An 8,620-nucleotide genomic window follows, 5' to 3' on the forward strand; every position below is an offset into this window, starting at 1 on the left:
CAAGCACCTCGCGCTCCGCTCCCTTGAAGCGCGGAGTCGGGTCCTTTGCGACGCGGCGCCTGCCCCCCTGCTCGGCAGAGGCGCAGGAGGCTCCTTCTTCTGAAGTCATCTCTCTTCTACGGGACCCGGCGGATTGCTTATTCCGCGCAACCCTCCTGTCGGACAGGCTTGGAGGTGGCCCGCCAAGCGCGCGTGGGCTTCTTCAGCGGGCTTCGGCGTCGTAGAGCAGGTGCGGCGTCGTGTAGCCCGCTCCCAGGCCCACGACTTCACGCACTTCGAAGCCTGCGTCGCGGAGCATGCGCACGCCGTCGACTCGCGGCTTGAGCACCATGCCGCCGCTGGCCTTGGTGCGCCCCAGGAGCGAGACCATCACCCACTCCTGCGCGAGCGCCTTCGCGTGCTTCCAGGAGCGGTCGCCTTCGACTTCCTTCAGGAGGAAGCGGCCTCCGGGCTTGAGCAGGCCGCGCACGGACTGGAGGAAGCCGGGCCACCGCTCGTCGGGCAGCAGGTACAGCACGTCGCAGACCACCACGGCGTCGAGGCTGTGCGGCTGCGTCCTCGCGAGCTCTTCCACGGAGCCCACGTCCAGCGTCACGTTGGGCAGCCCCGACAGGGCCTGCTTCGCCCAGTGCACCTTGCGCTCGTCCAGGTCCACTCCGAGGACCCGTCGCTCCGGCACCGCGAGCGCCATCACCGCGGACAGGAGGCCGTGCCCGCAGCCGATGTCCGCCACCGTCCCGGCGGGCAGACGCGACGCCACCGCGAGCAAGGGGGCCGAGGACGCCCGCGCGTGCACGTGGAAGCGCTCGCCCGCGGGCAGGTGCGCATAGAGCTCCAGCGCCTGGGACATGAGCCCGCTCATGACGCGGCCTCCGCGCTCGGGGCTGCGGCTCGCACCAGCGCTCGTCCCATCCGTCCGCTCATGACACGTACTCCGCCGCTCCGAAGGCCGCCGTCAGCGCCAGCATCACGCAGGCGCTCGTTGCGAGCACTCCCCACCTCGTGCGCGGCCGTTCCTTGAGCAGCAGCGCCAACGTGAGGAACAGCGGGAAGGCGGCCAGCAGGTAGCGCCCCATGCCCATGAAGTCCTTGCTGGACAGTGCGGGCAATCCCACGATGGCCAGCGTGTACACGCCATAGCCCCACCCCAACCGCTTCACCGTGGGCCACACCAGCGCGAGCGCCCCCACCGTGACGGCCGCGTGCCCCATCAGCCTGAAGCCGTCCGACAGCGACATCTCCCGGCTGAAGCCCTGGAACCAGCGCAGCTTCGCCCACGTGCGCCAGCCCGGCTTCTGGTCCCACCCCGGCGCGGACTGCACCTTCATGAACGCGAACGGTTCGCCGAACGCCTTCCACTGGTAGAGCACGTACAGCACGAAGCCCGCCGCCGCGAACACCGGCAGCAGGTCCATCAGGCTCCACTTCAGGCCGCGCTCGTGCTTCCACTCCAGCCGCCGCGCCAGCAGGCCCACCACCAGCGCGGGCGCCACCGGCCGCGCCGCCGTGGCCACCGCCGCGAGCAGCACCGCCCACCCCAGCTGCCCCCGCTCCAACAGCAGGAACGCTCCGATGATCAGCAGGAGGAACAGCGCGTCCGAATACATAGCCCCGTAGAGGAAGAACGCGAACGGATAGAACGCCAGCAGCAGCCCCGCGTTCCTCGCCGCCTCTTCATCCGCCCGCGTGCGCGCCCACAGCGTGAAGACGTACAGCGCGCCCAGGCCGCACAGCATGGTGACGAGCACGCCCGCGAGGAACGTGTCCATGGACAGCAGGCCCAGCCCGCGCAGCACCAGGGGGTACAGCGGGAAGAACGCCACCGGGCTCTGCTGGCCGGGCGTGTAGCTGTAGCCCGCCGTCGCGATGTGCGCGTACCAACCGGCGTCGAAGTGCGTCCAGCCCAGGAGGACGGGAGCGCCCGGCCACGTCAGCCGCGCGGGGCTGTAGCCCAGTGGGAACGCAATCGCGGACACCGTTACCAACGCGGTGCACACCACCAGGGCCGCGAGCCCGGCGGTCAGAACAACACGAGGAGCGGAACGGACCATGTAGGGCATGCCCCTTGGTCCAGAACCGCCCCTCGCGTCAAGTCAGGCCCGGAAACAGGGAGAAAACCGTTTGAGGTCCCCTCACCGCCCGGTGCGTCACGTGCTCAGGACTCGTAGAAGCCCTTGTTGGCGCGCACCTTCTCCACCAGCAGCGGCGCGGGCGTGAAGCGCTCTCCGTACTTGTCCTGGTAGTGCTCCAGCTTGCGCAGCAGGTTGGCCGGGCCCAGGGCGTCCGCGTACCGGAACGGGCCGCCCAGGAACGGCGGGAAGCCCAGGCCGAAGATGGCGCCCACGTCGCCGTCGCGCGGGCTGCGCAGGATGCCTTCACCCAGGCAGCGGATGGCCTCGTTCACCATCTGCAGCGCGACGCGTTCGGCCATCTCCGCGGGGTCCAGGGACTTGCGGTCCTTGCCGTGCGGCAGGAGCAGGTAGACCTGCGGGTCCACCTCCTTCTTCTTCCCGTTCTCGTACAGGTAGAAGCCCTTGTTCGTCTTGCGGCCCAGGCGGCCGTCGGACACCACGCCCGCCAGCGCCTTGGGCGCCACCATGCGCTTGCCGAACGCGGCCTCCATGATGGGCCCCACCTTCTGGGCCACGTCGATGCCCACCTCGTCCAAGAGCGTGATGGGCCCCACCGGGAAGCCGAAGTCCACCAGCGCCTTGTCCAGCTGGACGATGTCCGCGCCTTCCGCCAGCAGGTACGCCGCCTCGTTCATGTACGGCGCGAGGATGCGCGACGTGTAGAAGCCCGGCCCGTCGTTGACGACGATGACGGTCTTGCCCTGCTTCTTGCCCACGTCCACGCAGGTGGCCGTCACCCACTCCGCCGTGCCCGGGTGCGTGATGATCTCCAGCAGCGGCATTTTGTGGACCGGACTGAAGTAGTGCATGCCAATCACCTGCGAGGGGCGCTTGCTGCCCTTCGCCAGCTCGCCAATGGGCAGGCTGGAGGTGTTGGACGCGAAGATGGTGTTCTCGCCGGTGACGGCCTCCACCTCCGCGATGACCTGGTGCTTGAGCTTCAGGTCCTCGAAGACCGCTTCGATGATCAGGTCCACCGACTTGAAGCCGCTGTAGTCCGTGCCCGCGGTGATGTTGGACAGCTTCGCGTTCGACTCCAGCCGCGTGAGCGAGCGGCGCTTCACGCGCTCATCCAGCACCGTCTGCACCTGCTTGAGCGCGCGACCCGCGCCCGCGTCGTCCCGGTCCTTCACGCGCACGGGCACGCCCTGGAGCACGCCAGCCACGTAGGCGATGCCACCGCCCATGAGGCCGCCGCCCAGCACGCCCACCTTCTTCACCTCGCGCGGCTTCAGGTTGGGGTTGGAGGTGCCGTTCTCCTTCTTCAGCGCCGTGGTGGCGAAGAAGATTTCCACCAGGCGCCGCGACACGTCCGTGAACACCAGCTCGCCAAAGGCCTTCGCCTCCGCCTCCAGGCCCGCCTTGCGGCCGGACTCCAGGCCCACGCGGATGACCTGCAGCGCCTTCTCCTGCGCGGGGTACTTGCCGCGCGTCTTCTTCAGGAGCTGCTTCTTCGCCTGGTCGAACATCACCTTGCGGCCGAGCGGGTTGTCCTCCAGCGCCGCTTCCTTCCAGAGGTCCTTGTTGATGAGCCCCTGGAAGAGACCGGCGATGCCCTTCTTCTTGCCGCTCTGGGCCACGGCCTTGAAGCCCTGGTGCGAGCGCTCCACCTTCAGCGTGCCCGCGGCCAGCTCCGCCGCGCGCTTGAGCGCGAGATCCTTGAGCATGGGCACCGGCACGACTTCATCCACGAGGCCCAGCTTCTTCGCCTTGGACGGCTTGACGTTCTTGCCGGTGAGGATGAGGTCCAGCGCGGCCTCCGCGCCAATCAGCGCGGGCAGCCGCTGCGTGCCGCCTGCCCCGGGGATGAGGCCCAGCTGCGTCTCCGGCAGGCCCACCACCGACTTGGGGCTGTCCGTGACGATGCGGTAGTGACACGCGAGCGCCCACTCCAGGCCGCCGCCCAGGCACGCGCCGTGGATGGCCGCGACCACGGGCTTGGAGAAGGCCTCCAGCCGGTCGAACTCCGCGTGCGCGGCGCGGCTGATGGCCTCCACGTCCGCCGGGGACTTGATGGTCTGGAGGAAGTCGATGTTCGCGCCAGCGACGAAGTTGTCCTTCTTGCCGGAGATGAAGACGACGGCCTTCACCTCCGGGTCCCGCTCCGCCTGAAGGAGCAGGTCGGAGAACGCGGCGCCCACGTCCGGGGACAGCGTGTTCACCGGCGCGCCCGGCTGGTCCACGGTGATGACCGCGACGCCGTTCGTGACGTCGTAGCTCAAGCCCTGCTTCGCTTCGACTGCCTCTTGCTTGGTCGCCATCACGCACGCTCCAGGATGACCGCGGCGCCCAGGCCACCCGCGGCACAGACGGTGCACAACACCGTGTTCTTGTTCCGACGCTTCAGCTCATTCAGGGCCTGCGTGATGATGCGCGCGCCCGTGGCACCGAACGGGTGCCCGATGGAGATGGAGCCGCCCGTCACGTTCAGGATGGACCGGTCCACCTCGCCCACCGGCGCGTTGAAGCCCGCCTTCTTCGCGAACTCCTTGGACGCCAGCGCCTGGAGGTTGCTCGCCACCTGCGCGGCGAAGGCTTCGTGCATCTCCACCAGGTCGATGTCCGCGAGCTTCATCCCCGCGCGCTTGAGCGCCACGGGCGCCGCGTACGCCGGGCCCTGGAGCAGCTGGTCTCCCGGGTCCGTGGCCGCGAACGCGTGCGAGCGCAGGAAGCCCAGCGGCTCGTAGCCCAGCGCCTTCGCCTTCTCCTCGCTCATGAGCAGCAGCGCCGCGGCGCCGTCCGTCAGCGGGGACGCGTTGCCGGCGGTGACGCTGCCATAGCGGCGGTCGAACACCGGCTTGAGCTTGGACAGCGCCTCCAGGCTGGTGTCGTCGCGCACGATGTTGTCCTTCGTGGCGGTCTGCTCGTACCTGGGCGGCACGGTGACGTGCATCACCTCACCGTCGAACAGGCCCTCCTTCCACGCGCGGGCCGCGTTCTGGTGCGAGTTGAACGCGATGAGGTCCTGCTCCTCGCGGGTGATGCCGTTCTCCTTGGCCATCTTCTCCGCGCTCTCGCCCATGGTCTCGCCGGTGGAGTACTCGGCGATGGCGGGGGGCACGGGGATGAGGTCCTTGGCCTTGAGCTTCTGGAAGGGCTTGAGCTTGTCCGGCAGGCTCTTGCCCTTGGACGACGCGGCCAGCGCGTGCGCCAGCGGGCGGCTGGTGAAGATGGGCGCGTCCGACAGGGACTCGGTGCCGCCGGTGATGACGACGTCCGCGTCCCCCAGCGCGATGGCGTTGGCGCCCGCCACCATGGACTGGATGGACGTGGCGCAGGCGCGCGCCACCGTGAAGGCGTCAATGCGCTTGGGCAGGCCCGCCGCCAGCACCACTTCGCGCGCGATGGAGGGCGCGGTCAGCGTAGGGATGACCTGTCCGAAGACGACCTGGTTGATTTCATTGGGGTCCAGGTCGCTGCGCTGCACCAGCTCCTGGACCACCATCCGGCCCAGGTCCAGCGCCGTCAGGTTCGCGAAGACGGTGCCCGCCTTCGCGAACGGCGTCCGCAGACCGCGAACGATGGCCACCCGCCGGTGGCCGTTGCGCTTCTCGCTTGCCATGTGTGCCTCACCCTCTGTGAAACGAGTGAGGCGCTTCTAACGGCGGGCAATGCACCGCGTCAATGTCGGATTGATTCTTGAGTCAACTGCTCGCCAGTCGGCCGGGCGGGGGATTGTTCAGCCGAGCGTGCCCTGGCGGAGGGCGGCGCCGTGCTTGTGGACGGCCTCCACGAGGAACTTCGCGGCGTCCGGGTCGGTGGGCGGGAGGATGCCGTGGCCCAGGTTGAAGATGTGCCCGGTGGGGCCGGCGCGGCGGAGGATGTCCTTCACGCGACCGTCCAGCTCCTCGCGGGGGAGGAAGAGGTGGAGCGGATCCAGGTTGCCCTGGGTGGCGACGTCCGGCCCGAGGATGCGGCGGCCCTCGTCCACGGGGCAGCGCCAGTCCAGGCCGATGACGTCCGCGCCGGTGCGCTTCAGGAGCGGCAGGTGCGGCGTCATGTTCACGCCGAAGAGGATGACGGGGACGCCAGTGGCCTTGAGCTCCGTCACCATCTCGGTGAGGTACGGGAGGCTGAAGCGTTCGAAGTCCCAGGGGGACAGCTCGCCGCCCCAGGAGTCGAAGATTTGAACAATCTTCGCGCCGGCCTCCACCTGCATCTTGAGGTACGGGATGAGGGTGTCGGTGAGCTTCCGGAAGAGGCGGTGGGCGACTTCGGGCTGCTCGAAGAGCAGGCGCTTGATCTGGATGTAGCTCTTGGAGCCGCCGCCCTCGACCATGTACGCGGCCAGGGTGAAGGGCGCGCCCGCGAAGCCGATGACGGGCACGGAGTCGTTGATGGCCTTGCGCGTGCGGCGGATGGCCTCGGCGACGAAGCCGGTGCCTTCCACGGGGTCGGGGACGCCGAGCTTGTCGATGTCCGCGGGCGTGCGCAGCGGGTTGGGGAAGTGGGGGCCCTTGTCACCCAGCTCCAGGTGGATGCCCATGGCCTCCACGGGGATGAGGATGTCGGAGAAGATGATGGCGGCGTCCACGCCCAGGCGGGTGATGGGCTGGACGGTGACTTCCGCGGCCAGGTCCGGGTTCTTGCAGAGGTCCAGGAACGCGATGTTGCCGCGGATGGCGCGGTACTCGGGCAGGTAGCGGCCCGCCTGACGCATCAGCCACACGGGGGTGGTGTCGGTGGGCTGGCGGCGCGCCGTGCGCAGGAGTCGGTCGTTCACGTCGTCACCTTCGTGGGGCGAGAGGGAGGCAGGGGCTTCACGGCCCGGGGTGTACCCTATCTCCATGACCCGGTTGAATCGCTACGTTCCGAGCCTGCTCGCGCTCGCATGCATGGCCTGTGCGACGGGGCGGACGGCTGCTCCTGCCCGGCCGCAGTGGCCGCTGCCTCAGGAGCTGGCCCGCTGGGAGCCGGCTCCCGGGGTGAGCGTCGTGGCGCCTCGGGTGTCTCCTGGGGAACCGGAATCGCCTCGCGCAGGGCCGTATGCCAGGTGCTGGCACTACAAGGCCGGCGACGACCTCCTCCTCAAATTTGATGAGCCCCGACCCTTGCTCGGCGTCCACTGCTCGTGGAGCCACACGGACTCGGGCAGGCATTTCCATTTTGACTGGAGCACCGATGTCTACGCTCCCGAAGCCTCGCCCGAAGACAAGCGCGAGCAACTCCGGATGGTGCTGATCCAGCGCTATGGCGTCCCAGAGAACGAGCTCACCCGGCTACCCGCGCCCTGGTACGGATGGGAGTGGCGGATGGTCGGCGCAGAGTGGATTGGCCCGCCCGAGGAGATGCCGGACGGCATCGGAGAAAGACTCTGCGATCGTTGGCTCGTCGCGGGGACAAGCCTTGTCTTCCTTCAGGTCGTTTCCCCCGAGGACGACCCGTTCCCCGAGGGCGAAGCCTTCCTCGGCTCGATTCGGGTCACTGACCTGAAGTGACGATTCAGCCGCCGTCCCGTCCGCCGCCGTGGTCGTCGCTGCCGCCGTCGTCGTCCCCACCGTCATCGTCATCCGCGGGCAGCGTGATGGCCTGGACGCGCTCCTCGCCTTCACGGACGCAGACCTCCGTCTCCACGTCCTCCAGGTCGTCGGCCTTGACCTCCAGCGAGTAGCAGCCCGCGGGCAGCGGCCCCAGGCGGACCTCGCCGCTGCTCGTGTCCACCTTCGCGCGGTCTTCTCCCGTGCCTCGCAGCTCCACCTCGACGTCGGGAGGGATGGCGCCCTGCTCGTCGCGCACCCGCACGGTGAGGAAGGCCCCGGGCTTCCCCTGGATGTCACCCACGTCGGTGACCCTTGCACCCTGCGCCAACACGGGCGTCCTCGCCGCCTGCGTACGTGAGGCGACCACGTACAGCTCCAGCGGCACCGCTGGCACGCCGTCCAGTTCGAAGCGGCCGTCCGCGGCCACCGTCGCTCGAAGCTCCGAATGGCCCAGCACGCTGACGCGCGCCACGCCGGACTCCGCGCCCAGCACGCGGCCTCGCACTGTGCCCGTGCGCAGGTCTCCGTTGTCGAAACCGCCACAGCCCACGAGCGCCAACACCAGCGCCCTGCCGCATGTCCTGGCTCGCATCAGAAGCGGTACCCTCCGGCCAGCATCAGGCCTCCAAAGCCCACCGTTCGCGTCTGCCCGTCCACCGGGACGTAGGCCCACAACGCCTGTGCGCGCGCCTCCACCATCCACACCGGGCTGAAGCGGAACGACAGTGCGGCCATCCATCCCGGCCAGGCCGTGACGTACTGCTCGTTCCGGTCCAACAGCTCCAACTGGAAGGAGCGCTGCAACCACAGTCCGGCCACGCGGGGACCGGTGGACAGGCCCAGCCGGCCCCACGTCCAGGTGGGCCCCACCGCCACGCCCACGAGCAGCGTGCGGTGCCGCACCGGCACGTCGCCGCCTGGATCCAACCGCAGCGACTGACGCCCCTGCCCCGCCGCCACGTCCACCCAGAGGTCCAGCCTCCCGTCCAGGAGCACGCCCTCCCAGCC

Annotated in this window: 7 protein-coding genes and 1 pseudogene; 1 reads left to right on the forward strand and 7 read right to left on the reverse strand. The window is 69.2% G+C overall.

Features of this window, described 5'->3' with window-relative positions; all coding sequences use genetic code 11:
* Positions 1–202 precede the first annotated feature (202 nt).
* From D7Y15_RS40550 to hemE, 5 genes are all read right to left on the reverse strand, one after another.
* A complete protein-coding gene (locus D7Y15_RS40550; protein ID WP_121755929.1) occupies positions 203–862 on the reverse strand; it encodes a class I SAM-dependent methyltransferase in 660 nt (219 codons plus the stop codon).
* Between the two features lie 58 nt (positions 863–920).
* On the reverse strand, positions 921–2,060 hold the full coding sequence (locus D7Y15_RS40555) for a mannosyltransferase family protein (protein ID WP_233605278.1): 1,140 nt from the start codon (positions 2,058–2,060) through the stop codon (positions 921–923).
* Positions 2,061–2,155: 95 nt separating this feature from the next.
* Positions 2,156–4,393 carry a fatty acid oxidation complex subunit alpha FadJ gene (gene fadJ / locus D7Y15_RS40560; RefSeq protein ID WP_120579730.1) on the reverse strand — a complete coding sequence of 746 codons (2,238 nt, stop codon included), beginning with the start codon at positions 4,391–4,393 and terminating at the stop codon, positions 2,156–2,158.
* A complete protein-coding gene (gene fadI / locus D7Y15_RS40565) occupies positions 4,393–5,694 on the reverse strand; it encodes an acetyl-CoA C-acyltransferase FadI (RefSeq protein WP_121755930.1) in 1,302 nt (433 codons plus the stop codon). The genes fadJ and fadI overlap by 1 nt, the downstream gene beginning before the upstream one ends.
* 117 nt (positions 5,695–5,811) lie before the next feature.
* Positions 5,812–6,855 (reverse strand): uroporphyrinogen decarboxylase, encoded by a 1,044-nt coding sequence (hemE, locus tag D7Y15_RS40570; protein ID WP_120563822.1) that lies wholly within the window; start codon positions 6,853–6,855, stop codon positions 5,812–5,814.
* Positions 6,856–7,183: 328 nt separating this feature from the next.
* On the opposite strand from hemE, the gene D7Y15_RS40575 reads away from it, so the two are divergent.
* On the forward strand, positions 7,184–7,570 hold the full coding sequence (locus D7Y15_RS40575) for a hypothetical protein (RefSeq protein WP_121755931.1): 387 nt from the start codon (positions 7,184–7,186) through the stop codon (positions 7,568–7,570).
* 4 nt (positions 7,571–7,574) lie between these two features.
* On the opposite strand, the gene D7Y15_RS40580 is transcribed toward D7Y15_RS40575, so the two are convergent.
* Both D7Y15_RS40580 and D7Y15_RS40585 read right to left on the reverse strand, forming a co-directional pair.
* Positions 7,575–8,204 (reverse strand): carboxypeptidase-like regulatory domain-containing protein, encoded by a 630-nt coding sequence (locus tag D7Y15_RS40580; protein ID WP_121755932.1) that lies wholly within the window; start codon positions 8,202–8,204, stop codon positions 7,575–7,577.
* Positions 8,204–8,620: pseudogene (locus D7Y15_RS40585) on the reverse strand (caspase family protein); the annotation flags it as partial. The gene D7Y15_RS40580 and the pseudogene D7Y15_RS40585, both read right to left, overlap by 1 nt.

The organism is Corallococcus sp. AB030 (assembly GCF_003668965.1).
Classification (GTDB): domain Bacteria; phylum Myxococcota; class Myxococcia; order Myxococcales; family Myxococcaceae; genus Corallococcus; species Corallococcus exiguus.